Consider the following 675-nt stretch of genomic DNA (forward strand, 5'->3'; position numbering starts at 1 on the left):
GCAGCGGCCGGGTGGCGGCCGGCCTGGGCGCCACCGGCGCGGCACGGCGCGGCGCGGCCAGGTCCTGTTCGCGACTGAGGCGGAAGAACCCCATCGCCTGCTGCAGCGATTCGGCCTGGGTGCTCATCTGTTCGGCGGTGGCCGCCAGCTGCTCGGAGGCCGCCGCATTCTGCTGTGTGGTCTGGCTGAGCTGGGACACCGCCAAGTTGATCTGGGTGACGCCGGAGGACTGCTCCTGCGAGGCCGAGGCGATTTCCTGCACCAGATCCGAGGTCTTCTTGATGCTGGGCACGATGGTGCCGAGCAGGTTGCCGGCGCGATCGGCCAGGCCCACGCTGTTGGCGGCGACTTCGCCAATTTCCTGCGCGGCGACCTGGCTGCGCTCGGCCAGCTTGCGCACTTCGGCGGCGACCACCGCAAAGCCCTTGCCGTGCTCGCCGGCGCGCGCGGCCTCGATCGCCGCGTTCAGCGCCAGCAGGTTGGTCTGGTAGGCGATGTCGTCGATGATGCCGATCTTCTGCGCGATCTGCTTCATCGCCTGGGTGGACGCCAGCACCGCGTCGCCGCCCTCCACCGCTTCCTTGGCCGCCTGCGCCGACATGCCCTCGGTGACCTTGGCGTTGTCGGTGTTCTGCGCGATGGACGCGGTCATCTGCTCCAGCGAGGCGCTGGTCT

General features: G+C 69.8%; 1 protein-coding gene. It reads right to left on the reverse strand.

Going from position 1 to position 675, the window contains the following annotated elements; genetic code table 11:
* Positions 1-675: methyl-accepting chemotaxis protein (locus D180_RS09980; RefSeq protein ID WP_017912680.1), on the reverse strand; the 675-nt coding region annotated here is incomplete at both ends.

Origin of the sequence: Xanthomonas sp. SHU 166 (genome assembly GCF_000364685.1) — a bacterium.
GTDB classification, from domain to species: Bacteria; Pseudomonadota; Gammaproteobacteria; order Xanthomonadales; family Xanthomonadaceae; genus Xanthomonas_A; species Xanthomonas_A sontii.